At 65.0% G+C, this 22,124-nt stretch carries 22 protein-coding genes and 1 riboswitch; of the genes, 17 read left to right on the forward strand and 5 right to left on the reverse strand.

What is annotated here, in order from left to right:
- Positions 1-87 precede the first annotated feature (87 nt).
- The 3 genes from ABIC76_RS00960 to ABIC76_RS00970 all read left to right on the forward strand — a co-directional run bounded on the left by ABIC76_RS00960 (position 88) and on the right by ABIC76_RS00970 (position 3,859).
- Entirely contained in the window at positions 88-1,470 is a 1,383-nt protein-coding gene (locus ABIC76_RS00960; protein ID WP_354532673.1) for an ethanolamine ammonia-lyase subunit EutB, read from the forward strand.
- A gap of 20 nt (positions 1,471-1,490) precedes the next feature.
- Positions 1,491-2,291: an ethanolamine ammonia-lyase subunit EutC gene (gene eutC / locus ABIC76_RS00965; RefSeq protein WP_354532674.1), complete on the forward strand. Its 801-nt coding sequence runs from the start codon at positions 1,491-1,493 to the stop codon at positions 2,289-2,291.
- Between the two features lie 63 nt (positions 2,292-2,354).
- Positions 2,355-2,460, forward strand: a riboswitch (glycine riboswitch).
- 145 nt (positions 2,461-2,605) lie between these two features.
- Positions 2,606-3,859, forward strand: coding sequence for a D-amino acid dehydrogenase (locus ABIC76_RS00970; protein WP_354532675.1), 1,254 nt, complete (start codon positions 2,606-2,608; stop codon positions 3,857-3,859).
- Positions 3,860-3,928: 69 nt separating this feature from the next.
- On the opposite strand, the gene ABIC76_RS00975 is transcribed toward ABIC76_RS00970, so the two are convergent.
- Together ABIC76_RS00975 and ABIC76_RS00980 are read right to left on the reverse strand one after the other, a co-directional pair.
- On the reverse strand, positions 3,929-4,993 hold the full coding sequence (locus ABIC76_RS00975) for a porin (protein WP_027678996.1): 1,065 nt from the start codon (positions 4,991-4,993) through the stop codon (positions 3,929-3,931).
- Between the two features lie 141 nt (positions 4,994-5,134).
- Positions 5,135-7,018, reverse strand: a complete 1,884-nt coding sequence (locus tag ABIC76_RS00980; RefSeq protein WP_354532676.1) for a bifunctional sugar phosphate isomerase/epimerase/4-hydroxyphenylpyruvate dioxygenase family protein — start codon at positions 7,016-7,018, stop codon at positions 5,135-5,137.
- A gap of 138 nt (positions 7,019-7,156) precedes the next feature.
- Between ABIC76_RS00980 and ABIC76_RS00985 the strand changes: the two genes are divergently transcribed.
- The 5 genes from ABIC76_RS00985 (at position 7,157) to ABIC76_RS01005 (ending at position 12,741) form a co-directional block, all read left to right on the forward strand.
- The gene (locus tag ABIC76_RS00985) at positions 7,157-7,924 is read left to right on the forward strand and encodes an IclR family transcriptional regulator domain-containing protein (protein ID WP_027678998.1); all 768 of its coding nucleotides are present in this window, start codon (positions 7,157-7,159) and stop codon (positions 7,922-7,924) included.
- A gap of 229 nt (positions 7,925-8,153) precedes the next feature.
- A complete protein-coding gene (locus tag ABIC76_RS00990; protein ID WP_354532677.1) occupies positions 8,154-9,539 on the forward strand; it encodes an MFS transporter in 1,386 nt (461 codons plus the stop codon).
- A 19-nt stretch (positions 9,540-9,558) separates the two neighbouring features.
- Positions 9,559-10,392: a shikimate dehydrogenase family protein gene (locus ABIC76_RS00995; protein WP_027679000.1), complete on the forward strand. Its 834-nt coding sequence runs from the start codon at positions 9,559-9,561 to the stop codon at positions 10,390-10,392.
- Positions 10,393-10,395: 3 nt separating this feature from the next.
- Positions 10,396-11,586, forward strand: coding sequence for an MFS transporter (locus ABIC76_RS01000; protein ID WP_354532678.1), 1,191 nt, complete (start codon positions 10,396-10,398; stop codon positions 11,584-11,586).
- Between the two features lie 81 nt (positions 11,587-11,667).
- The gene (locus tag ABIC76_RS01005) at positions 11,668-12,741 is read left to right on the forward strand and encodes a 4-hydroxyphenylpyruvate dioxygenase family protein (RefSeq protein WP_102066339.1); all 1,074 of its coding nucleotides are present in this window, start codon (positions 11,668-11,670) and stop codon (positions 12,739-12,741) included.
- A 76-nt stretch (positions 12,742-12,817) separates the two neighbouring features.
- Here ABIC76_RS01005 and ggt read toward each other — a convergent pair whose 3' ends face one another.
- A complete protein-coding gene (gene ggt, locus ABIC76_RS01010; RefSeq protein ID WP_354532679.1) occupies positions 12,818-14,548 on the reverse strand; it encodes a gamma-glutamyltransferase in 1,731 nt (576 codons plus the stop codon).
- A 144-nt stretch (positions 14,549-14,692) separates the two neighbouring features.
- The gene (locus tag ABIC76_RS01015) at positions 14,693-15,169 is read right to left on the reverse strand and encodes an Lrp/AsnC family transcriptional regulator (RefSeq protein WP_343547738.1); all 477 of its coding nucleotides are present in this window, start codon (positions 15,167-15,169) and stop codon (positions 14,693-14,695) included.
- Positions 15,170-15,279: 110 nt separating this feature from the next.
- Between ABIC76_RS01015 and ABIC76_RS01020 the strand changes: the two genes are divergently transcribed.
- Positions 15,280-16,458: a cystathionine beta-lyase gene (locus ABIC76_RS01020; protein WP_354532680.1), complete on the forward strand. Its 1,179-nt coding sequence runs from the start codon at positions 15,280-15,282 to the stop codon at positions 16,456-16,458.
- Between the two features lie 11 nt (positions 16,459-16,469).
- Here ABIC76_RS01020 and ABIC76_RS01025 read toward each other — a convergent pair whose 3' ends face one another.
- Positions 16,470-16,922 (reverse strand): Lrp/AsnC family transcriptional regulator, encoded by a 453-nt coding sequence (locus tag ABIC76_RS01025; RefSeq protein ID WP_354532681.1) that lies wholly within the window; start codon positions 16,920-16,922, stop codon positions 16,470-16,472.
- Between the two features lie 134 nt (positions 16,923-17,056).
- On the opposite strand from ABIC76_RS01025, the gene ABIC76_RS01030 reads away from it, so the two are divergent.
- The 8 genes from ABIC76_RS01030 (at position 17,057) to ABIC76_RS01065 (ending at position 22,114) form a co-directional block, all read left to right on the forward strand.
- Positions 17,057-17,959, forward strand: coding sequence for a DMT family transporter (locus tag ABIC76_RS01030; RefSeq protein WP_354532682.1), 903 nt, complete (start codon positions 17,057-17,059; stop codon positions 17,957-17,959).
- A 155-nt stretch (positions 17,960-18,114) separates the two neighbouring features.
- The gene (locus ABIC76_RS01035; RefSeq protein ID WP_354532683.1) at positions 18,115-18,384 is read left to right on the forward strand and encodes an H-NS family nucleoid-associated regulatory protein; all 270 of its coding nucleotides are present in this window, start codon (positions 18,115-18,117) and stop codon (positions 18,382-18,384) included.
- A gap of 122 nt (positions 18,385-18,506) precedes the next feature.
- Positions 18,507-19,025 (forward strand): DNA-binding protein, encoded by a 519-nt coding sequence (locus tag ABIC76_RS01040; protein WP_354532684.1) that lies wholly within the window; start codon positions 18,507-18,509, stop codon positions 19,023-19,025.
- Between the two features lie 240 nt (positions 19,026-19,265).
- Complete coding sequence (locus ABIC76_RS01045) at positions 19,266-19,532, forward strand: BufA1 family periplasmic bufferin-type metallophore (protein WP_027679010.1); 267 nt, start codon at positions 19,266-19,268, stop codon at positions 19,530-19,532.
- 22 nt (positions 19,533-19,554) lie between these two features.
- Positions 19,555-20,424: an MNIO family bufferin maturase gene (bufB, locus tag ABIC76_RS01050; RefSeq protein ID WP_102066364.1), complete on the forward strand. Its 870-nt coding sequence runs from the start codon at positions 19,555-19,557 to the stop codon at positions 20,422-20,424.
- Complete coding sequence (locus ABIC76_RS01055) at positions 20,411-21,169, forward strand: HvfC/BufC family peptide modification chaperone (RefSeq protein WP_354532685.1); 759 nt, start codon at positions 20,411-20,413, stop codon at positions 21,167-21,169. Before bufB ends, ABIC76_RS01055 begins: the two co-directional genes overlap by 14 nt.
- Positions 21,166-21,636 (forward strand): DoxX family protein, encoded by a 471-nt coding sequence (locus tag ABIC76_RS01060; RefSeq protein WP_102066331.1) that lies wholly within the window; start codon positions 21,166-21,168, stop codon positions 21,634-21,636. Before ABIC76_RS01055 ends, ABIC76_RS01060 begins: the two co-directional genes overlap by 4 nt.
- Positions 21,637-21,697: 61 nt before the next feature.
- Positions 21,698-22,114: a BON domain-containing protein gene (locus tag ABIC76_RS01065; protein WP_102066330.1), complete on the forward strand. Its 417-nt coding sequence runs from the start codon at positions 21,698-21,700 to the stop codon at positions 22,112-22,114.
- The last annotated feature ends 10 nt before the right edge of the window (positions 22,115-22,124 follow it).

Genomic DNA, 22,124 nt, shown 5'->3' on the forward strand with positions numbered 1-22,124 from the left:
AACATTGCCGCCATGACTTGGAAGGCAACTAAAGTGGCAGGATAGGCATCGCCGTCACCGTCATTGGACTCTGCCGCGTACCCCATCATGCACTTTGCCCACACCATTGGCGCGCAGCGCCATGTGTTCAACGATCTCAAGACGCTTCTGGCCAAAGCCAGCCCCGCGCGCTCAGGGGATTACCTGGCCGGCCTGGCCGCCGCTAGCGAGGGCGAGCGCATGGCCGCGCGGATGGCGTTGGCGGACGTGCCGCTGTCGGTCTTCCTGAACGAAGCGCTGGTGCCGTATGAAGACGACGAGGTCACGCGCCTGATTCTCGATCGGCATGACGCGCAGGCCTTCCAGCCGATCGCCTCGCTCACCGTGGGCGAATTTCGCAACTGGCTGCTCCTGCACGAGACCGACAGCGCGACATTGGCGAGCGTCGCGCCTGGCATCACGCCGGAAATGGCCGCCGCGGTCAGCAAGCTGATGCGCAACCAGGATCTGGTCGCCGTGGCCCGCAAGTGCCGGGTGGTCACGCGCTTTCGCAACACCATCGGTTTGCCGGGCCGGTTGTCAGTCCGGCTGCAGCCCAATCACCCCACGGATGATCCCAAAGGCATTGCTGCGTCGATCATCGATGGCCTGCTCTACGGCTGCGGCGACGCGACCATCGGCATCAACCCCGCCGGCGACAATCTCGGCGCCATCGTTTCGCTGCTGCAACTGGTGGATGAGCTGCGCAACCGCTACGCCATTCCCACGCAGTCGTGCGTGCTGACCCACGTGACGAACACCATACGCGCCATTGACCAGGGCGCCCCGGTCGACTTGGTGTTCCAGTCGGTGGCCGGCAGCGAGCAAGCCAATGCGGGGTTCGGCATCAGCCTCGCATTGCTGGGCGAAGCGCATGACGCAGCGCAAAGCCTCTCGCGCGGCACGGTCGGCAACAACGTGATGTATTTCGAGACCGGTCAGGGCAGTGCGCTGTCGGCCAATGCCCACCACGGCGTGGATCAGCAAACGATGGAAGCGCGGGCCTATGCCGTAGCGCGGGCGTTCTCGCCCTTGCTGGTGAATACGGTCGTCGGCTTTATAGGGCCGGAGTATCTCTACGACGGCAAGCAGATCATCCGCGCCGGATTGGAAGACCACTTCTGCGGCAAGCTGATGGGCCTGCCGATGGGCTGCGACGTCTGCTACACCAACCACGCAGAGGCAGACCAGGACGACATGGATACGTTGCTGACGCTGTTTGGCGTGGCCGGCATCCATTTCATCATGGGCGTGCCGGGCGCCGACGACATCATGCTGAACTACCAGAGCACGTCGTTTCATGACGCGCTCTACTTGCGCGACACGCTGGGCCTGCGGCCCGCACCGGAGTTCGAGGCGTGGCTGCAAAGCATGGGCATCGTCGATGCGGCCGGCCGCCTGCAAGACGCCACGGCGCGGCAACCGCTGCTGCAGTTGGCTCACGCATTGTGAACGCCGTGGGGAAGCCAAACATGCCGAAACACACCCTCGTTCAGCCCAATCCGTGGGCGCACCTGCGCGCCTTTACCGATGCCCGTATCGCGCTGGGCCGCGCCGGCAACAGCCAGACGACCGACGCCGTGCTGGCATTCGGCGTGGCGCATGCCCAGGCGCGCGATGCCGTGCACCTCCCGCTCGATAGCGCAGCAGTGGCGGCCGCACTTGGGGAAGCGGGCTTCACAGCGGTGAAGGCGCACAGCGCGGCTGCCGATCGCGCGGAATATCTGCGCCGTCCCGACCTGGGCCGCCGTCTTGACGATGCCAGCCGCGCAAGACTCGGCGCGTTGCGGCCAGCACAACCCTTCGACGTGGTTTTCGTGATTGCCGATGGGCTCTCCGCATTGGCAGCCCAGAGCCATGCCGTGCCGCTGCTGTGCAGCGTGCGTGAGCGTCTGCCGGCCGGCTGGTCCATCGGGCCCGTCGTCATCGCTGAACAATCGCGCGTTGCGCTGGGGGATGAGATCGGTGCGCTACTTGATGCGCGGCAAGTGGTGATGCTGATCGGTGAGCGGCCGGGGCTGAGTTCGCCTGACAGCCTAGGCATTTACCTGACCTACGGGCCGCGCGTCGGCCGCTCCGATGCGGAGCGCAATTGCATCTCGAATGTGCGGCCGGCAGGCCTGACCTATGACCGGGCAGCAAGCCGGCTGGTGTTCCTGCTCAATGGCGCGTTGGCGTTGGGCCGCAGCGGCGTGGACCTGAAGGACGACACCCCGGCCGTTCCTGCGGTTGCCCCGGGTACAGCCCGACTTGCCGAACGTCACAGCCCGTGACACACTCCCCCCGCTGCCCACACCGGCAGCACGCAGGCGCGGCTGACACACCAACGACAGCTGCAACACGCCGCAGGAGAGACCGGGCTCAACGCGCATACGCGCAACGCCCGGCGCCGATGGAGCAACCACCCCGGAAACTCTCAGGCAAAAGGACTGTGGCGTCGACTGCGAATCTGGAGAGAGGCGCACACGCGTGCGCCCACCGAAGGGGAAGGCGCCAGCGCTGCTGATGCCCAAGCTCTCAGGTCCCAAGACAGATGGGGTGAGCCGACCGGATCGTCCGGTCATGACATCACTCCATAGGGACCGCCATGACGCACATCGTCATCGTCGGCGCCGGCATATCCGGCGTCACTACCGCTTACACGCTCTCGCAACTCGGCTACCAGGTCACGGTGCTCGACCGCCACCTGTATCCGGCCATGGAAACCTCGTTCGCCAACGGCGGCCAGCTTTCCGCCAGCAACGCTGAAGTCTGGAACAGCACCGGCACGCTGCTCAAAGGCATTAAATGGATGCTGCGCAACGACGCCCCGCTGCTGCTCAACCCCAAGCCGTCGTGGCACAAATACGCGTGGATCGGCGAGTTCGTCGCCAACATCGCGCACTACCGGCGCAACACCATCGAAACCACACGCATGGCCATCGAGGCACGCAAGCATCTGTTTGCGATGGCCGAACGGGAGCAGATCGATTTCGACCTGCAGAAGCGCGGCATCCTGCACGTCTATCACGACAAGGCCAGCTTTGCGGCAGCAGGCAAGGCCAACGCCCTGCTCGTCGCCGGCGGGCTTGAGCGCCACGCGGTGAGCCCCGAGGAGATTGCCGCCATTGAGCCAACGCTGCGCGGCAACTACTACGGCGGCTACTTCACCGCATCCGACGCCACGGGCGACATCCACAAGTTCACGCGCGGCCTGGCGCAGGCGTGTGAGAAGCGCGGCGTGCGGTTCATGCACGGCGTGGAGGTGAGCGATGTGGAAACCACCGAAAGCGGCGTCCGCCTGCTGTTGCAAACCACCCTCGATGACCGCCTTTCCAGCAGTGCGGCGAATGTCGTACAGGATCTTGCCGCCGATGCGATGGTCGTGTGCGCGGGCGTGGGCAGCCGGCATATCGCACAACTGGTGGGCGATCGCATCAACGTGTATCCGGTCAAGGGCTATTCGATCACGGTCCACCTGGACGACGACGCCAGCGTGCAAGGCGCACCGTGGGTCAGCCTGTTGGACGAGAGCGCGAAGATCGTGACAAGCCGCCTGGGCGCAGGCCGCTTCCGCGTGGCCGGTACGGCAGAGTTCAATGGCTACAACCGCGACATCCGCGCCGACCGCATCGAACCGCTGGTGGCATGGACGCGCCGCAACTTTGCGATTGGCACGTCGCGTGTGGTGCCATGGGCCGGCTTGCGCCCGATGATGCCGGACATGATGCCGCGCGTCGGCCGTGGGCGGCACGCGCGCGTGTTCTACAACACGGGCCACGGGCATCTGGGCTGGACGCTGTCTGGCGCCACCGCTGCCATGGTGGGCGACGTGATCGCGCGAGATTGTCCGCTGCATTGATCGCAGCAAACGAAAAAGCCCGCCGGAACACTGGCGGGCTTTTTTTCATTGCGGGAATGAACCAAGCGATCAGAACTTGTGCCGCACACCCAGCATCACGCCCAACCGCGAGTTGTTGCCATACGTGTTGCCCGAATTGTTGAATGCGGCCGCGCTGTTCAGGGCAACCCAGGCGCCCTGCAGGCGAGTGTAGTCCACTTCGGCGTAGACATCGGTGCGCTTGCTGAAGGCGTAGTCGAGCATGCCGGCGGTGGTCAGGCGCTTGCCGCTGGCATCAAGATGTTTCATCCAGTCGTACTGCACGGTGCCGATGAAGCTCAGTGCGCCGGAGATCGGCACCTTTGCACCAACATAGGCGGCCTGGTTCTTGTAGTCGGCCACGTCGAGACGGCTGTTCGTATAGCCGAGGTACCACGTGGCAATCGACGTATCGAGTTTGCCGCCAAAACCCCAGACCGTCTGCTTGCTGGCCTGCGCGGCCGGCACCGCCCCGAAGAACGCCGACGACACATCGCGCGTGACCTGGTACACCGCGCCCACTTCAGCCGCCCCCATGCTGTAGACAATTGAGCCGGCGCCGGCCGAACTCTTGCTGAAGCTGCCGGCTGCTTCGCCAAACGTCCATGCGCCGGCAAGCTGCAGACCCCCGAACGACTTGATGTATTTGACCGTGTTGTCGTAGCGCAGGCCGGTGTAGTTGCCGCCTTGATAGCCGACGATGGAGTTATTGGCGAACGCCATCGCCTCATACGAAGACAGCACTTCATGCGCCAGCGTGTATTGGCGGCCCAGGTACAGCTTGCCGTAGTCGCCCTCCAGGCCCACCACCGCGGTGCGCCCAAACAGACGCCCGCCCTGCTGGCTGCCGCCCGTATCGGGGAAGAAGCCCGATTCCAGGATGAACATGGCCTTGGTACCGCCGCCCAGGTCTTCAGTGCCGCGCAGGCCCCAGCGGCTGCCGGTCAGCACGCCGTCCATCATTTGCAGATTGCTGTTGCCTGCCGCGTTTTCGTGCGTGCTGTAGCGGATCGTGGTGTCGATCAGCCCGTAGAGCGTGACACCGCCCGCGCTTTGCGCCGCGGCCGGCAGGCTCGTGGCTCCGAGCACCAGTGCGGCAATCATGGTCTTGTTCATGGCTCCCTTGTCTCCTTTTTTCGATATGACGGGCGTGGATGTGCGATGGCTGCCCGCGCTGCCTTTGCTGCGTTGAAATCGCCCATGACTGCACTGGCCATTGGCGGGTGATGGGTCAATCGATGGATGAACGGTGTGAGTTCAGCCGCCCGCGTTGGCGTGTTCGCGGCTCAGTTGCGCCTGCACCGCCATGCGCACGGCGGCGTTTGCGGCGCCGTAGCCCAGGTAGCCGTTGCGCTGGACCAGCTCGAAGAAGAAGCGCTCGCGAAACGGTTCGGTGTAGGTGTGCAGGAAATCGCCGTGCGGGTCGCGGTCGTAGAGCAGGCCGTCGTCGTGCAGCCGCGTGACCAGTGCATCGTCGAGCCCGAGCCGGGCAGCGATGTCGTCGTAATAGTTCTCAGGCACGTGCTGCAGGTGGGCGGCACCGCGGTCGATGGCTTCAATGGTCTCGAACAGCCGCTCGGTGCGGAAGGCAATGTGATGCACGCCCGAGCCCGCGTAGGCGGCAATGAACCGGCCGGTGGCCGTACGCCCGCTTTCCGACACGCTCAGCGGAATCCGCACGTTGCGATCGGGGCTCACCATGGCGCGGCTCTTCACAAGGCCGTACGGGTCGGCAATCTCTTGCATCGCTTCAGCCTGCATGCCGAAGATGGCGCGGTAGAACAGCACGAAGCTGTCGAGCCGATGCGCCGGCAGCGCCTGGGCAACGTGGTCGATCGATGCCCACCCTGCTGCCTCGTCCTGCACCTGCGGCAGCAAGACAAAATCGCTCTCGTAGATGCTGCGATCGGCCTGGCGGTCGTCGATCAAATAAAGCAACGTGCCGTCCGGGGCGCGCAGCGCCGGAATGCTGCGCTCCCTCGGCCCGACCGGCCCGCGCCATTCCTGGGCGCACAACTCGCGCGCACGTGTCATGGCGCGCTCGGCGTCGTCCACCTTCAGGCCGATCGCGCAGACAGACGGCCCGTGCAACTCGAAATGTTCCGACGCCGCGCTGTCCTGCTCCATATTCAGGATGACGTTGACGCCGCCTTGCCGATACAGGTCGACAGCCTTGGAGCGATGGTGCCCCGCAAGGGTAAAACCGAGCGCACGCAGCCGCGTTTCAAGCTCCCGCCCGGCAGCGGCGTCCACAGCAAACTCGAGGAAATCCACGCCGCCAAAACGAGCGGGGGCCGGCAATGGCGCACCGCCGGCCTCGGACTCCAGCCACCGCAGCGAGCGCATGCCGTCGAGCGCCGTCAAGCGCGCAGGCGCCGCACGAAACTCGTCATTGAAGACTTCCAGCGACAGCGGCCCGGTATAGCCCGCGGCAAGCAGGTCGCGTGCAAATGCCGTGACCGCCAGCTCGCCCTGCCCCGGGAAATTGCGGTGATGTCGGCTCCAGGACAGCACGTCCATCGACAACTTCGGGGCATCCGCAAACTGCACGAAAAAGAGCTTGTCCGCCGGCACCTCGTTGAGGCCCTCCAGCGAGTCGCCCAGCGAGAGCGTGTGAAAACTGTCGAGAATCAGCCCCAGCGCCGGATGATCGGCCTGCTTCACGATCTGCCAGGCCTGGCGCCAAGTCCGCGTGTGCCGGGCCCAGGCCAGCGCTTCGTAACCCACGCGCAGCCCGCGCCGGGCGGCCGCTTCCGCCATCTGGCGCAGATCGTCCGCCGCACGCGCGGGATCGTCCATGGCGATGTCCTGGATGTTGCTGCAGACCAGCACCATCTCGACGCCCAGCTCGGCCATGACGTCGAACTTGCGTTCCGCACGCGCAAGGTTGCGGGCAAGGAACTCACGCGGCATGGCTTCGAAATCGCGGAACGGCTGGTACAGCATGATCGCCAGCCCAAGCTCCGCCGCCATCTGCCGCACGCGCGCCGGCGACCCGTCGAAGTTCAGCAGATCGTTCTCGAACATCTCGATGCCGTCAAAGCCGGCAGCGGCTGCCGCTTCCAGTTTTTCAGGCAGCGTGCCGGACAGGCACACAGTGGCGATGCATTTGGGATGGCGCGCTGCGCGGGGCGGATTCATGGCGATGCGTGGGTCGGGCGTCTGGCAATGCCCGCAGCGTAGGTGCCGAGCCCTTCCGCTCACAAGCGGCATTCGCGCAACAGCGTGCGATCATCGTACAATCGTGCGCACATATCGCTCGTTTTTAGGGTTATCGCCATGACGAAGGAACCGCTGAACCGGCGCGACTGGATCGCCGGATTGGAGAAAGGGCTCGCAATCCTGGAGGCGTTCGATCACGAGCACCCGCGGCTGACGCCCACCCAGGCCGCCGAGCTGACGGGCCTGACCCGCACCGCCGCGCGCCGCTACCTGCTGACGCTCGAGCATCTGGGCTACCTCACCAGCGAAGGGACGCTCTTCAGCCTGACACCGCGCGTGCTGAAGGTGGGCTGGTCGTACTTTGATTCGGCCCGGCTGCCACGAACCGTGCAGCCTTTCCTGCAGCAGGTGACCGCTGCCGTTGGCGAGGTGGCGTACCTCAGCGTGCTGGACGACTGGGAACTCGTCTTCATCTCGCGCACCAGCACCAGCCGCGTCATGAGCACAGGGTTCGTGCTGGGCGCGCGCGTGCCGGCGCCGCTCGCCTCGGCCGGGGTGATGATGCTGGCCGCGCAGCCCGAACAGAAGGTCAAGGCATGGCTGGAAACCTGTGTGCTGACGCCCTATACGCCCTACACGATCCTGCAGCGGGACCGTCTATTCGACGAAATTCGCAAAGCCGGCAGGCAGGACTACGCCGTGGTCGAGCAGCAGTTGCAGATTGGCGTACGCGGCGTGGCCGTGCCGTTGCGCGACCGGCACGGCAACGTGATTGCAGCGTTGAGCGTGAACATGCAAGTCGGCGACGAGACCTCCGAGCAGGCCTTGCACCGTGTGCTGCAAGTGCTGCAGGACACCGCGCTTTCCATCATGCGCGTGCTGTAGTTCCACACGCGCCCCGCGCATACAACGCCCTTTCTCTGGCAGGCCGACGAACTCGGAGAAACCCTTGAGTCGTGCGTTATTCGCACCATATTGTGCGATTATCGAACGTTTTCAGCCGACAGTCGCTTGTGCCCCGCCATGGCGGCGGACTACGCTGCGGTGCGTGTACAGACGGCCCTTGATTGCACCCACTGCACGACAGGCCGCACAGATAAAACCGGAGACAACCATGACCGCAGCCCCTGCCCACGAGCCCCTGGGCAAGCACCAGTCGAAGAAAGCCGCCGCCAGCGGCTGGATCGGCTCGGCGCTCGAGTACTACGACTTCTTCATCTACGCCACCGCAGCGGCGCTGATTTTTCCGCAGATTTTCTTCCCCAAGGGCGACCCCAAGACGGCCATCATCGCCTCGCTGGCCACGTACGGCGTGGGTTACATCGCGCGGCCCATTGGCGCATTCGTGCTGGGCCACATGGGCGACACGCACGGCCGCAAGAACGTGCTGCTCTGGTGCATGTTCCTGATGGGTTTTTCGACCATTGCCGTGGGCCTGCTGCCGACCTACGACCAGGTTGGGCTGTGGGCGCCCACGCTTCTGGTCATCATGCGGCTGATCCAGGGCTTTGCCGTGGCCGGTGAAATTTCCGGGGCCAGCTCGATGATCCTGGAGCATGCACCGTTTGGCCGGCGCGGGTTCTTTGCGAGCTTTACGCTGCAGGGCGTGCAGGCCGGGCAGATCCTGGCGGCCGCCGTGTTCCTGCCGCTGGCGCACTACATGCCCGCCGAGCAGTTCAACACCTGGGGCTGGCGCATTCCGTTCCTGCTGAGTTTCGTGGTCATCATCGCGGGCTACGTGATCCGCCGCGAGGTGCATGAGACGCCCGCCTTCACGGCAGAAAAAGAGCAGCAGGCGCGCCCGCGTTCGCCGGTGATCGACGCCTTCAAACACAGCACGCCCAACATGCTGCGCGTGGTCTGCATGGCCCTGATGAACGTCATTCCCGTGGTAGCGACCATCTTCGGCGCGGCCTATGCGGTGCAGCCGGCTTACGGCATCGGTTTCGCCAAAGACATCTACCTCTGGATTCCGGTGGTGGGCAACATCGTTGCCGTGCTGATCATTCCGTATGTTGGCGATCTGTCCGACCGCGTCGGCCGCAAGCCGCCCATCGTGATCGGTTCGCTGCTCGCCGGCCTGCTCGCGTTTGCCTATCTGTACGCCATCAGCATCAAGAACGTGCCGCTCGCATTTGCCATGTCGATTCTGATGTGGGGCGTGGTGTACCAGGGCTATAACGCGGTGTTCCCCAGCTTCTATCCGGAGCTGTTCCCAACGCGCACCCGTGTGTCGGCGATGGCGATTTCGCAGAACATCGGCACTGCCATCACCGCCATGCTGCCGGCCATCTTTACCGCCGTCGCGCCGCCGGGTTCCACCAACATCTGGCTGACCGTGGGCGCCATTGCCTTTGGCGTGACCGTGGTTGCCGCCGCAGCCGCCATGAGCGCACGCGAGACCTACCGCATCCACATGGATGACCTGGGCCAGCCCGCCGCCCAACCCGTCGACAAGGCAGAATACGCCCGCCAACGGGCCGGAGCCCTCGTCGCCTGAAACACGCCTTCCCTGAACCATGATTTCTGGAAAAACCACGCTCATCGCCCACATCGGCTACCCGACCGAGACGTTCAAGTCGCCGATGATTTACAACCCCTGGTTCGACCAGAAAGGCATCGACGCCGTTGTGGTGCCGATGGGGGTCAAGGCGGAGGACTACGCGCAGAGCTTCGAATCGATCTGCCGTTTCACCAACCTGCGCGGCGCGCTGATCACCATGCCGCACAAGGTGACGACGGTGGATCTGGTCGATGAAGTCACGCCGGCCGTGCGGATTGCCGGCGCCTGCAATGCTGTGCTCAAGCGCGACGACGGCACGTTGCTGGGCGACCAGTTCGACGGCGCCGGCTTCGTGCGCGGCGTGCAGCGCAAGGGGCGTCAGCTGGAAGGCGCGCGTGTACTGCTTTCGGGGGCCGGTGGTGTCGGCTCGGCGATTGCGGCTTCGCTCGCGGCTGCGGGTGTCGGCGAGCTTGCCTTGTACGACACGCGCGCAGAATCAGCCGAATCGCTGGGCCGACGTTTGCGCGAGCATTACCCCGCGCTGGTGGTGCGCACCGGCTCGAATGATCCGGACGGCTTCGATGTGGTCGTCAACGCCACGCCGGTCGGCATGAAGGAAGACGATCCGCTGCCCTTCGATGTGGCCCGCATCGCGCCGAGCTGCTTTGTCGGCGAAGTCGTCATGAAGTCCGAATACACGCCGCTGCTGCGTGCCGCGCTCGACAAGGGTTGCGACGTCCAGGTCGGCACCGACATGCTGTTCGAGATGATTCCCGCGTATCTGGAGTTCTTCGGCTTCGGCACCGCCACCGCAGATGAACTGCGGCGCAGCGCCGCCATCGCCTATTGACCGATGACGCGTCGCCCTTTGAGCTTTGCCCTGCTGCTGCCGTTGCTGCTATCGGCACAGCCGGTCGCGACCGACAGTTACCTCCCCACCCTGCCCGCCATCGCCCAGACGCTGGGATCGGCCAGCACGAGCCTCACGGTCTTCGCGCTGGCCTTTGGCATTGGGCAGTTGCCGATGGGCAGCCTGGCTGACCGGTTTGGCCGGCGTCAGGTGCTGCTGATCGGGCTTGCGTGCTACGCCGCAGCGGCGCTGGCAGGCGCACTGGCGACAACCGCTTTCATGCTGACCGCCGCACGTGCCCTGCAGGGTTTCTCGATGGCGGCCATCCTGGTGTGCGCACGCGCTGCCGTACGCGATCTGCATCCGGCACGCGAGGGGCCACACGTCTTGGCGCGGGGGCTTACCGGATTGGGCTTCGTGGCGTTGGTGGCCCCGGTTCTCGGGGCCTTTGTCGCACAGCACGCGGGTTGGCGCTGGGTGCTGGCGGGCATGAGCCTTTATGCAATCGTGCTGTGGGCGATGTGCTGGTACGGCTTTGCCGAAACCCGGCAGGAGACCGGCAGCGAGTCAGGCGGCGTGCGGGAGATTTTCTCCAGCGCGGATTTTCGCGCCTGGGGACTGCTGGCGGCCTCGACCTATGCCGGCATCTTCTGCTTCCTGCTGCTCTCGCCGATGGTCTACATCGCGTACCTCGGCCTGTCGCCCGAGCTGTATGGCTGGATACCGGCCGGCGGCTCGCTCGTCTACATCCTGAGCACCACCGGGTGCCGGCGCCTGCTGCGTCGCCAAAGCCTTGTGCGGACGGTGCAGCAAGGCGCCACGCTCAGCCTGCTCGGCGCGGGCATCCAGGGCTTGGGCTGCTGGCTGCTTCCCGGGCACGCGTGGCCGCTGCTGCTCGGGCACGCCGTCTATTGCATGGGCCACGGCATTCACCAGCCGTGCGGCCAGGCAGGCGCAGTGGGCGAGCTGCCGCATCTTGCCGGGCGCGCGGTGTCATGGTCGGGTTTCATCATGATGCTGGCGGCCTTCTGCCTGGGGCAGACCGCAGCGGCCTTTGACGACGCATCGCACAGCTTGGGCGCCTGGCCCATGGTGGCGCCGATGATGCTTGCCGGCGGCGCGCTGGTGGTCATCGCGTTCCTCTGGCTGCCAAAGCTGCAGCATCGGGCGAATCCACAAAGGGCGGCCGCGTAGCGACTGGCGGTTGGGCATTGCCACGTGCGTGGTACACAATGCGGTGTCCTCATTCTTTGCTTCAGCCACAGGAGTTTCACCATGAGCCGCAACGCCGACCTGCCATTCAAGACCGCCGGCTTGGAGTTCATCGAATTCGCTACGCAAACACCGGCCGCGCTCGGCCAGGTATTCGCATCCCTCGGCTTCAAGGCCATCGCGCGGCATGTGAGCAAGGACGTCACGCTGTACCGGCAAGGCGACATGAACTTCCTCGTCAACGCCGAGGCCGATTCCTTCGCGCACCGCTGGGCGGAGGAATATGGCGTGGGCATCTGCGCCATCGGTATTCGCGTCGACGATGCCCAGCACGCCTACGACCGCGCCGTCGAACTGGGCGCCTGGCCGGCCGAGGCCGAGCCGATCGGCCCGAGCGAACTGGTAATACCGGCCATCCAGGGCGTGGGCGATACGCACCTGTATTTTGTCGACCGCTGGCGCGGCAAGCACGGTACTCGGGGCGGCCTGGGCGACATCTCCATCTACGACATCGACTTCCGGCCGCTGGATGCCGCCACCGCGTATGAGGACTGGCACCACGCCGGCGTCGGCCTGGCGCGCGTCGACCACCTGACGCAAACCGTCGGCCCCGGCCGCCTGCAGGATTGGATCGATTTCTATCGCAACCAGCTCGGCTTCAGCGAAATCCACGAGCTGCACGCCAACTGGCATGTCGCGGCGGATTCACGCGTGATGGTGTCGTCGTGCGGCACGATCCGCATCCCGCTCTATGAGGAAGGCACGCACCGCGCGCACCTCATGCACGCCTACCTGCCCGACCACCCCGGCGAAGGCGTGCAGCACATCGCCCTGGCCACTGACGACATCCTGCGCACAGCGACCGCGCTGGCCGCCAACGGCCTCACCTTCGTCGAGCCACCCGAGCACTACTACGACACCGTCGATGCGCGGCTGCCCGGCCACGGATTGGATCTGGACGCCTTGCGCCGATACGGCATCCTCGTCGACGGCGAGATCGTCGACGGCGTGCCCAAATTGTTCCTGCAAACCTTCATCAAGCGCCATCCGGGCGAAATCTTCTTCGAGATCGTGCAACGGCGCGGGCACCACGGCTTTGGCGAGGGCAATCTGCCGGTGCTGACCGCGGCGGCCTGACCCGGAAAACGTCGCAAACAAAAAGCCCGCCAAATTTCGGCGGGCTTTTTTCGTACTGCGGGTAGTGCAATGCCGATCAATAACCGGCTGCCAGGCCCGTGTTGCGGCGCGGATCGTTCGCGCCATAGAAGCGGTTGTTGCCGACCGGCTTGCCGCCCAGCGACGGCGCACCCACGATGATCGCCGCCAGATGGTTGGCCGGCTGCGGCGCACCGAGGTTGTGGCCCATCGACGTCAGGATCTTGCGCGTATCTTCCGACAGGGCATACGGCTCGACGTTGGTCACATCCGGCAGCCATTGCTGATGGAAGCGCGGCATGTCGACGGCTTCCTGCACGTTCATGCCGTAGTCGATCGCGTTGATCATGGTCAGCATGACGGCCGTGATGATGCGGCTGCCGCCCGGCGTGCCCACCACCATGACGGGCTTGCCGTCCTTGGTGACGATGGTCGGGCTCATCGACGACAGCGGACGCTTGCCCGGGGCGATCGAGTTGGCTTCACCCTGCACCAGGCCGTACAGGTTCGGCACGCCGACCTTGGCGGTGAAGTCGTCCATCTCGTCGTTCAGGATCACGCCCGTCTTGGCGGCCGTGACCTTTGCACCAAACCAGTCGTTGAGCGTGTACGTGACCGACACCGCGTTGCCGTACTTGTCGGCAATCGAGTAGTGCGTCGTGTTGCTGCCTTCATGCGGCTCGACGCCCGGCTTGATGTCCTTCGACACGCCAGCCTTCTTCGGGTCGATCACCGCGCGGATCTTGGCCGCGTAGTCCTTGCTCAGCAGACGGTCCAGCGGGTTCTTCACGAAGTCCGGATCGCCCAGGTAGCTGTTGCGATCCACATAGGCGTGGCGCATGGCTTCGATCTGGTAATGCGTCGCCTGCGCGGAATGCCAGCCCAGGTCCTTCAGCGGATAGCCCTCCAGGATGTTCAGCATTTCGCAGATGATCACGCCGCCCGAACTCGGGGGCGGTGCCGACACCACGTGATAGCCGCGGTAATCGCACTCGACCGGCGCCAGCTCGCGCGTCTTGTAGCTGACGAGGTCTTCTTGCGTGATGAGGCCACCACCGGCCTTGCTCGATGCAGCAATGGCCTGCCCGACCCAGCCCTTGTAGAAGCCGTCGGTGCCCTTGTTGCTGATCTCCCGCAGCGTCTTGGCCAGATCGCGCTGCACCAGCTTCTCACCCACCTGGAACGGCTGGCCCTTGTTCAGGAAGATCGCGCCCGATGCGGCGTCTTCCTGGAAGTCCTTGGTGGAGGTGTGCAGCATGTCGACATCGCCCTGATCGAGGGTGAAACCCTTCTCGGCCAGCGCGATGGACGGCGCGATCAGTGCAGCGCGTTGCATGGTGCCGTACTTCTCGCGGGCGTATTCCATGCCGGACACGGTGCCCGGCACGCCCACGGCCAGATGGCCCTTGGTGGACGCGCCCTTGATGACGTTGCCGTCCTTGTCCAGGTACATGTTGGCGGTGGCGGCCTTCGGGGCGACTTCACGGAAGTCGAGGAAGGTCTTGCGGCCATCGGCCAGCTGGATGGTCATGAAACCGCCGCCACCGAGGTTGCCGGCAGCCGGATAGACCACGGCCAGGGCGTAGCCCACGGCCACGGCAGCGTCGACCGCGTTACCGCCGCGCTTGAGCACTTCCACGCCGACCTTGCTGGCCAGGTGCTGTGCCGAGACGACCATGCCGTTCTCTGCGGCCACGGGGGCGACAGACGCCGCGTGTGCGACAGTCGTGATGCTGATCGATGCGATTGCGGCGGCGATCCACCGCATGCCTGTTCTGGGATTCTGCATAGGAGCTCCTTTGGTACCTTCATGGACGCCGGTCGTGCCAGCGTACGTGTTATGGCGCGCGAACCTTATCAGGCACGGCGCTGCGGCACTATAGCCTCATCCCCGTATTGACGCATTGCGCAGGCGGTGGAACGGCACGCATCGCTAGCCCAGGGGCACTTCGAGCCCGACCTTCACCCGATTGAGCACCACGGCCGTGTGGTACCACTTGATGTTGTCGTTGTCGTCGAACAGGCGTCGCGCGAGGGCTTCGTACTCGGTCATCGTGGCCACGTTCAGGATGAGGACGAAATCGGCTTCGCCCGTCACGTAATAGCACTGCTGCACCTCGGGGCCGGAGAGTGCCTTCTTGAGCGCAGCCATCGCCGCGGTATTGGTGCGCTCGGCATGCACCTCAACGATCACGGTGATGGGTTTGCCCACCCGCTCGGGGTCGACCACCGCCACGTTGCCGACGATGATGCCCGCCTCCTCCATCCGCTTGATGCGCCGCTGCACGGCGGCGGTCGATAGATTGACCTGCTCCCCGATCACACGCAGCGGCGTGGTGTAGCACCGCTGCACAGCATTGAGGATGGCGATGTCGAAGGCGTCGAGTTCGAGCGATTTCTGAGGGGCCATGGCCGGGCTTTGGGCGAGAAATTTTTGCGTCTGGCTGGGCAGAATAGCGGAAATTGCTCTGCCGACGTGACATAGGATTTCGTCATCATTTCGTTCGCACAGGCCATCCAATGCATTGGCAATCCCAGCTCGTCAGCCCGGAAACACTCGCCCCTGGCGGCTTTCGTTCATTGGTGACACCGGTCTACCGCGGTTCAACCGTGCTGTTCGACAACGCGGCGCAGGTCGTGGACGACTGGCGCCATGCGCAGCACGGCTATACCTACGGCCTGTACGGCACGCCGACGGCCATCGAACTCGGCGCGCGGATTGCGCAACTGGAGCGCGCACGCCACAGCTTTATCGTCCCGGGCGGGCAGGCTGCCATTGCGCTCGTCTACCTGGCCTGCTGCGGCGCGGGCAGCCACGCGCTGGTGCCGTTCAGCGCGTACGGGCCCAACCGCAGCATGGCTGAGGGCCTGCTCAAACGCATGGGCATCGAAGTCGAAACCTACGACCCGCTCATCGGCGCGGCCATCGCGGGGCGCATCCGGCCAAATACCGCGCTGGTGTGGACCGAAAGCCCCGGCTCGGTCACGATGGAAATCCAGGACGTGCCGGCCATCGTGGCGGCGGCGCACGCGCGCGGCGTGCCGGTGGCGCTCGACAACACCTATACGGCGGGCGTGTATTTCGATGCCTTTGCGCACGGCGTGGATATCAGCATGCAGGCGCTGACGAAGTACGTAGGCGGCCACAGCGACCTGTTGCTTGGCTCCGTCTCCGTCAACTCAGAAGCGATGTTCGAGCGCGTGGGCAGCGCGTTTGCCGACCTGGGCATGGGCGCCTCGCCCGACGATTGCAGCCTCGCGCTGCGTGGCCTGCAAACGCTGGGGCTGCGGCTGGAGCGCCTGCAAGCCTCCACGCTGGCGGTGGCGCGCTGGCTCCATCTGCAGGATTGCATTGCCACCGTGCTGCATCCGGCGCTGCCGTCATGCCCGGGCCATGAACTCTGGAAGCGCGACTTTACCGGCGCAACGAGCGTGTTTTCGGTGGTCTTCCAGGAAAGCGTCTCGGCCGAGCAGGTCAACGCGTTCATCGATGCGCTGCGCATGTTCCGGATCGGCATGAGCTGGGGCGGCACGAACAGCCTGGTGATGCCTTATCCGGATCTGGCGCGGCCGAATCGCCACTACCGTGGCCGTCTGGTGCGGCTCAATGTCGGGCTGGAGGCACCGGAAGACCTGATTGCCGATCTGCGACAGGCCATGGCTCTTGCAGCCATCCAGGAGCCTGCTGTCGCCGCATAACGGCCGGCACGTCAGTCAGCGGGGGCAAACGGCGGCGCGCGCCGCTTCACCGTATGCGCCTTGACGATGGCGGTATTGGTTTCGGCGTGATAGGCCACGCGATCGAGAATCTCATCAAGCTGGTCGATCGAGCGCACGTACAGGCGTGCGATGAAGCAATCCTCGCCGGTGACCTTGTCGCATTCGCCGATCTCTGGAATCTCCTCGATCAGCTGCTGCACGATATGCAGCTTGCCCGGCATGGGCCGCACGCGCACGATGGCCTGCAGCGTGTAGCCCAGCGCCGCCGGGTCGATGTCGACGGTGTAATTGCGGATCACGCCTCGTTCTTCCAGCCGGCGCAGGCGTTCCGACACGCTCGGGGACGACAGCCCCACCTGCTCGGCCAGCTGCTTGAGCGAGATGCGGGAATCGGTCAGCAGGACGTCAAGAATGCGTTGGTCCAGGGCGTCAATCGCGTTCATTTTTTCTTCCGTGGTCCGGTCTGGCGTTTCGCCTTATTTCATGAGAAGCAACGTGGATTTTGCCTTAGAAAAGCAATGGAAGTCCGGTCATCCGCGTGCGATCCTTCTTGCATCCAACGCTCAAGGTGGTTCGCATGAACGATAAGACGCGCGGCACGGTCGAGATGACCGCCGCAATGATCATCTCCGGGACGATCGGCTGGTTTGTCGTCCGCTCCGGCCAGCCCGTGGCCGACGTTGTGTTCTGGCGCTGCGTGTTCGGCGCGCTGACGCTGCTGGTGGTATGCGCAGGGCTGGGGCTGTTGCGCGGCGCGATCACGTGGCGGCGCGCCGGCATTGCCGCGCTGGGCGGTGTGGCCATCGTCATCAACTGGCTGCTGTTGTTTGCGGCGTATCCGCGCGCGTCCATCTCGATTGCCACGGCGGTCTACAACACCCAGCCCTTCATGCTGGTCGGGCTGGGCGCGCTGTTCTTGTCGGAAAAGCTGACGGCGGCCAAGCTCACATGGCTGGCCCTCGCCTTTATTGGCGTGGTGTTGATTGTCCAAGTCGGCCCCGCCGCCAGCGCGGGGACGGATTACCTGACGGGCATTGCGATGGCGCTGGGCGCGGCGTTTGCCTACGCGGTGGCCGCGCTGCTGATCAAGAAGCTGGCCGGAACGCCGCCGCATCTGATTGCGCTCATCCAGGTGTGCGTCGGCGTGTTGATGCTGGCGCCGCTGGCCAACCTGTCGCATCCGCCAGCCGATGCCCATGCGTGGGTGATGCTGGTCACGGTGGGCGTGGTGCACACCGGGTTGATGTACATCCTGCTCTACGGCGCCATCCAGCGGCTGCCGACGCATCTGACGGGCTCGCTGTCGTTTATTTATCCAATCGTTGCGATCGCCGTGGACATTGTTGCGTTCGGACATCGATTGCAACTGGCGCAATTCCTGGGCGCCGCGGCGATCCTGCTGGCGGCGGCCGGCATGAATCTGGGGTGGTCGCCATATCGGTGGCTGCGGGCGCGGACCGAATCCGCCGTTTCCAAATAACGCAATACGCGCAATGGGCCACCCCACCGGCAACACGAATGGGCGGCCCAACTGCTGTTATTCTTGTGCGTTTTCCGCTGGCGCCGGCGCGCCCTGCGCCTGCCTCTCTCTCCCTTTGGCAGCCAGCGGACAGAAACCCCAAAGATACGTACAAGATGAAGGAAGGTCACCCGCCGGAGCCGGGTCGCGACACCGCGATCGCCTGGATCCTGGAACAGATGCAGATGTACGGCCTGTCTGTCGAAGACCTGCAGACGCATGGCTGCTTTGACGCGCCACCGCCGCCGCCCGCACCGCCTGCGCCCATCGGCCCCGTCTACATGAGCGCAGACGGCCAGCACTGGGACGGCTCGGGCGACATGCCGGACTGGCTGCAACGCGCCGTCAACGCCGGACAGAGCATCGAGCATTTCCGCGTGGGCTGACACGCAGACAGCGCAGGTACGCCGGTTGCGTGGTTGTGGGCGTAAGCGCTGCCGGTTCGCTGATCTGTGAGTTGATCCACTGCATTGCCGGCCGGCGCTCCAACCCAACGGAGGACGTCATCATGCCGGAACGCAAGACCGTAGAACGTGCGCGCGCCGACAAGCGCCACGGCAAGGCCGCCTCAACACAGGCAGGCAACTTCGTGAAGGAAGAGATGGATCACATCCGCGAAGGCAAGCACGGTGCGAAAAACACCAAGCAGGCCATTGCGATTGGACTCTCCAAGGCACGCCGCTCTGGCGTTGCCGTTAAGCCGCCGGGGGAAGGCAAGGCGTCAGCCGCCACCCGAAAGAAGGCGGAAAAGGACGTCAAGGCCGGCAGCAAGAAAAGCAGCCACGCCAGCGCCAGCAAGGAATCCACGACCAAGCGCAGCAAGACCACGACACGCACGCTGAAGAAGGAAGGCCATTCGGCGGCATCCAAGTCGTCATTGTCCAAGCAGGCGCATAGCGCGGCTTCGAAGCGTTCGACCAGCGAGCGCTCGGCGGCGGCCAAGAAAGGCGCCGCCACCAAGGGCGCGGCGGGCCGTTCCGCCGCCGCAAAGAAAGGGGCACGCACGCGCGCCTCGCACGCCCGGTAAATTTTTCCTGTCCAGCCTGAAGGCGGCCCATCGGGGTCGCCTTTTTTCTTGGCGGTTTGCCGCGCTTCCTCCCGTCCTAAAAAAAACTCAAAAAAATTTCTGTTCTCCGTGTCAGGAACGCAGCCATGCGCCGACGAAGGTGCACGGAACACATCTGCGCGATGCCGCAGTGCACCGTACGGCGAGGGATTTCGCCCTGCCAGCCGTTCAACGACACCTGTTCAATCAAGGAGAACACAAATGAAACAACACGCCATGATCGCCGCCGCTCTGGGTAGCCTGCTCGCGCTGGGCGCATTGTCGACGCCGGTGCAGGCCGCCGACGCTGCCGGCAAGGAAAAGTGCTACGGCGTCGCCAAGGCCGGCCAGAACGATTGCGCCAGCCCCGGCAGCGCCCACGCCTGCGCAGGCCAGTCGAAGATCGACAAAGACCCGATGTCGTGGAAGTACGTGCCGGCCGGCACCTGCGCGCAGATGGGCGGCACGATGCAGCCTGCGTCCAAGTAACGCGCGACGCCGGGTGACCGCCATGCAGACCGCTCTGCCAACCTGCGCCGGCGCAGGCCTGCGCGCACCGCACTTTCCCGCCCTGCTGCACGGGGAAGCCCGCTTCCCGTGGGCGGAGGTGCACAGCGAGAACTATCTGTATGGCGGCCCCGCACGTGCAGCGCTGCTGGCTGCGCGAGAGCACCAGCCGGTGAGCCTGCACGGCGTGGGCATGGGGCTCGGTAACGCAGATCGCTTGGACGTCGAACACGTACGCGCCATTGCTGCCCTGGCCGACGCCGTTGCGCCTGTCGCCATTTCCGAGCACCTGTGCTTCAACCGCAGCGGCGCACAGGTCGTCAACGATCTGCTGCCCCTGCCCTATTCCCGCGAATCGCTCGAGATCGTGTGCGCCAACGTCATGCGCGCACAGGACATCCTCAAGCGGCCGCTGCTGATCGAGAACATTGCCGCGTACATCGACTGCCGCACGCTGGTCGATGCCAACGACGCCGTCTCGGAAGGTGCATTCCTGACCGCCCTCGCCCGGCGCACGGGCTGCGGCATCTTGCTGGACCTGAACAATCTGTACGTCAACAGCGTCAACCACGGCGTGACGGTCGAATCGGTCCTCGCCGATATCGACCCTGCGCTGGTCGGCGAGATTCACCTGGCAGGCTTCAGCGTGGAAGACGGCATGCTGATCGACACGCATAGCGCGCCCGTCCATGCGCCCGTCTGGGCGTTGTACGACGCGTGGATTGCCAAGCACGGCCCGCGCCCGACGCTGATCGAATGGGACGCTGAACTGCCGCCCGTGGAGGTGTTGCTCGGCGAAGTGGCTCGCGCCCACGCGACGCTCGATCGCCACGCCAACGCCGTCATGCAGGAGCCAGGCCATGCGACTGCCTGACTGGGAAGCGCACCTCATTGGCGCACTGACGGCCTCCGCAACGAACGAAGAAACACACGGCATCGCCATCTACCGCAACGCGCGTCTGGCCATTCTGCGCAACGCGCTGGCGGGGGCCTACCCCGTCTGCCGCGCGCTCGTCGGCGAGGACTGCTTTGATGCACTCGTGCGCGACACGCTTGCCGTGCAGGCATCCACATCACCGAATCTGCATCACTACGGGAATGCGTTGCCGGACGTCATTGCGCAATCGCCATTGGCGCACAGCGTGCCCTATCTGGCCGATGTCGCGCGTCTGGAATGGGGCGTGCATTGGGCGCATTACGCCCCGGACGCGCACGTTGAAACGGCGGACGCCACGCTGCTCGCGCAGCCTGCGGACACCATCCGCGCGGGGCTGATCGAGGGGGCGCAGTGGGTGGCGTCGCGGTGGCCCGTGGTGTCGATCTGGCGCGCGCACCAGCCTGGCGAAACCATTGCGCTCAATGCAATCGACCTGGGCGTGGGCGAAGCCGCCGCGATTGCCGTGCGCGGGCACCGCGTTGACGTGTTCGATCTCGATCCCCCGACCGCCACCTTCCTCGCCGCTTGCGAAGCTGGGACCTCGCTTCAGGCCGCGCTCGAAACCACCCTGGCCGAGCGGCCGGATTTTGATCTGACTGCATGCCTGTCCGGCCTCTATCGCTCGGGGCTGCTCGCACTGTCTGCCTGCCCAACAACCGCGTCTACTGGAGACACGCCATGAACACCCTCACCACGACGTTTGCCCCGCTTACGCGCCTGCGCGCGTCGTTCGATCGGCTTGCCGGTCCGCAAAGCACGCTGTGTTCGGTCATTTTGTTGATCGCACGGGCGTATCTCTTTTACGTGTTCTTCCGCTCCGGCCTGACCAAGCTGCACGACTGGGACACGACGGTGCTGCTCTTCACCGAGGAATACAAAGTGCCGCTGTTGCCCCCCGCACTGGCAGCAGCGCTCGGCACGTTCGGCGAACTGGTTTTCCCTTCGCTGATGCTGGCCGGCGTCGTGCCGCGGCTGGCGGCTGCCGGGCTGTTCTTCGTCAACGTGGTGGCGGCGGTGTCTTACTGGGCCAATCTGTCGGCATCGGCCATCGAATTTCATTTTGTGTGGGGCGTGCTGATTGCGCTCGCGGCAACGGTGGGACCGGGTTGGCTGGCGGCGCAGACGCTCTGGCAGCGCCGCACGCGTTAAGCAGATTGGGTGGGCGGCGGGCTTATCATGTCGGCTTGTCGCCCTCTCTTCAGGAGCATCGATGCGCTTCCCTCAGTTGTCCGTCGCAGCCTCGGTCGGTGTATTGGCCGCAATTGGCGCCGCAGCATTGCTTACGGCTTGCGCGTGGGGCGATAGCCCGAACAGCACCGGCGCGCACATGCTCGACGATTCGCTGCTCTCGTACCAGGTCAAGGCAGCGCTGGATCAGGACACCGCGCTCAGCACACGCCAGATCCGCATCCGCTCCACCCCAGACGGCAAGGTCACGCTGACAGGCTGGGTCGATACGCCCGAGATGGCCCGCCGCGCCGGTGACGACGTCAAACGCTTTGTCGACGCGGCCAAGCTCGACAACCAGCTGCGCGTGCTGTCGCGCATGCAGGTGCTGGGCGGCGGCCCGTACATCCCGGCCGGCTTGCCGCCCGAGGCACCGGCCAGCGCCCCGGTCGCGCGCTAAACCACGCAAG

The sequence above is a fragment of the Ralstonia sp. 1138 genome (genome assembly GCF_040544795.1).
In the GTDB taxonomy this organism is placed as follows: Bacteria; Pseudomonadota; Gammaproteobacteria; order Burkholderiales; family Burkholderiaceae; genus Ralstonia; species Ralstonia flatus.

What these genes read in the sequence shown, in the direction of transcription:
- ABIC76_RS00960 (WP_354532673.1), top strand. Translation starts at nt 88, where the DNA reads ATGCACTTTGCCCACACCATTGGCGCGCAGCGCCATGTGTTCAACGAT.
- eutC (WP_354532674.1), top strand. Translation starts at nt 1,491, where the DNA reads ATGCCGAAACACACCCTCGTTCAGCCCAATCCGTGGGCGCACCTGCGC.
- ABIC76_RS00970 (WP_354532675.1), top strand. Translation starts at nt 2,606, where the DNA reads ATGACGCACATCGTCATCGTCGGCGCCGGCATATCCGGCGTCACTACC.
- ABIC76_RS00975 (WP_027678996.1), bottom strand. Translation starts at nt 4,993, where the DNA reads ATGAACAAGACCATGATTGCCGCACTGGTGCTCGGAGCCACGAGCCTG.
- ABIC76_RS00980 (WP_354532676.1), bottom strand. Translation starts at nt 7,018, where the DNA reads ATGAATCCGCCCCGCGCAGCGCGCCATCCCAAATGCATCGCCACTGTG.
- ABIC76_RS00985 (WP_027678998.1), top strand. Translation starts at nt 7,157, where the DNA reads ATGACGAAGGAACCGCTGAACCGGCGCGACTGGATCGCCGGATTGGAG.
- ABIC76_RS00990 (WP_354532677.1), top strand. Translation starts at nt 8,154, where the DNA reads ATGACCGCAGCCCCTGCCCACGAGCCCCTGGGCAAGCACCAGTCGAAG.
- ABIC76_RS00995 (WP_027679000.1), top strand. Translation starts at nt 9,559, where the DNA reads ATGATTTCTGGAAAAACCACGCTCATCGCCCACATCGGCTACCCGACC.
- ABIC76_RS01000 (WP_354532678.1), top strand. Translation starts at nt 10,396, where the DNA reads ATGACGCGTCGCCCTTTGAGCTTTGCCCTGCTGCTGCCGTTGCTGCTA.
- ABIC76_RS01005 (WP_102066339.1), top strand. Translation starts at nt 11,668, where the DNA reads ATGAGCCGCAACGCCGACCTGCCATTCAAGACCGCCGGCTTGGAGTTC.
- ggt (WP_354532679.1), bottom strand. Translation starts at nt 14,548, where the DNA reads ATGCAGAATCCCAGAACAGGCATGCGGTGGATCGCCGCCGCAATCGCA.
- ABIC76_RS01015 (WP_343547738.1), bottom strand. Translation starts at nt 15,169, where the DNA reads ATGGCCCCTCAGAAATCGCTCGAACTCGACGCCTTCGACATCGCCATC.
- ABIC76_RS01020 (WP_354532680.1), top strand. Translation starts at nt 15,280, where the DNA reads ATGCATTGGCAATCCCAGCTCGTCAGCCCGGAAACACTCGCCCCTGGC.
- ABIC76_RS01025 (WP_354532681.1), bottom strand. Translation starts at nt 16,922, where the DNA reads ATGAACGCGATTGACGCCCTGGACCAACGCATTCTTGACGTCCTGCTG.
- ABIC76_RS01030 (WP_354532682.1), top strand. Translation starts at nt 17,057, where the DNA reads ATGAACGATAAGACGCGCGGCACGGTCGAGATGACCGCCGCAATGATC.
- ABIC76_RS01035 (WP_354532683.1), top strand. Translation starts at nt 18,115, where the DNA reads ATGAAGGAAGGTCACCCGCCGGAGCCGGGTCGCGACACCGCGATCGCC.
- ABIC76_RS01040 (WP_354532684.1), top strand. Translation starts at nt 18,507, where the DNA reads ATGCCGGAACGCAAGACCGTAGAACGTGCGCGCGCCGACAAGCGCCAC.
- ABIC76_RS01045 (WP_027679010.1), top strand. Translation starts at nt 19,266, where the DNA reads ATGAAACAACACGCCATGATCGCCGCCGCTCTGGGTAGCCTGCTCGCG.
- bufB (WP_102066364.1), top strand. Translation starts at nt 19,555, where the DNA reads ATGCAGACCGCTCTGCCAACCTGCGCCGGCGCAGGCCTGCGCGCACCG.
- ABIC76_RS01055 (WP_354532685.1), top strand. Translation starts at nt 20,411, where the DNA reads ATGCGACTGCCTGACTGGGAAGCGCACCTCATTGGCGCACTGACGGCC.
- ABIC76_RS01060 (WP_102066331.1), top strand. Translation starts at nt 21,166, where the DNA reads ATGAACACCCTCACCACGACGTTTGCCCCGCTTACGCGCCTGCGCGCG.
- ABIC76_RS01065 (WP_102066330.1), top strand. Translation starts at nt 21,698, where the DNA reads ATGCGCTTCCCTCAGTTGTCCGTCGCAGCCTCGGTCGGTGTATTGGCC.